General features: G+C 62.6%; 1 protein-coding gene and 1 pseudogene. Both read right to left on the bottom strand.

Annotated features, from left to right (window positions below; all coding sequences use genetic code 11):
• Positions 1-426: ATP-binding protein (locus tag DUT91_RS25110; RefSeq protein WP_147272313.1), on the bottom strand; the 426-nt coding region annotated here is incomplete at its 3' end.
• Positions 423-645: pseudogene (locus tag DUT91_RS25105) on the bottom strand (IS21 family transposase); the annotation flags it as partial. The pseudogene DUT91_RS25105 and the gene DUT91_RS25110, both read right to left, overlap by 4 nt.

Below are 645 nucleotides of genomic sequence, written 5' to 3'. Positions count from 1 at the left end.
CAGGGCTGCGGCCGTGGTGAAGCCGACGGACAATCCCTTCTGGCAGGCGGCCAGGCCCAGGCCGAGTGCTACATGCGTCTTGCCCGTGCCGCTGGGGCCGAGAGCGATGACGTTCTCTCTCCGCTCGATCCATTCGCAGCGTGCCAGTTCCAGCACCTGCATCTTGTTGAGTTTGGGGATGGCGGCGAAGTCGAAACTGTCGAGGCTTTTGACGACGGGGAATTTGGCCGCCTTGATGCGGCGCTCGACCTTACGGCGGTCCCGTTCGATCATCTCTCGTTCGGCAAGCCGGCTGAGGTATCCGACATGGTCGACGCCCTCGGTGGCGCACAGCCGGGCCAGCTTATGGTACTCGCGCTGGAAGGTCGGCAGCTTCAGGGTCTTGAGGTAATGGGACAGAAGGATCTCTGGTGCTTCGGTGTTCATGCGGCTTCTCCCGCATCCGACGACAGAAGTCGCATGTAGGCTTTCGCCGAGGTCGTCTCGACCGTCGCCCTCGGAAGGTATGGATAGATCGACAGGTCCAATCGCGGCGGGCGGCGCTCTACCCGGCACAGGATCAGATGCTTGACGGCGTCAAAACCGATCGCTCCGAGCTGGAGGGCCTGCTTCACAGCCGCATGCAGATCCGCAAGGTCGAAGCTC

It is taken from the genome of Paramesorhizobium salinisoli (genome assembly GCF_003335045.1).
GTDB classification, from domain to species: domain Bacteria; phylum Pseudomonadota; class Alphaproteobacteria; order Rhizobiales; family Rhizobiaceae; genus Paramesorhizobium; species Paramesorhizobium salinisoli.
This window is presented reverse-complemented; position numbering and strand designations above follow the sequence as displayed.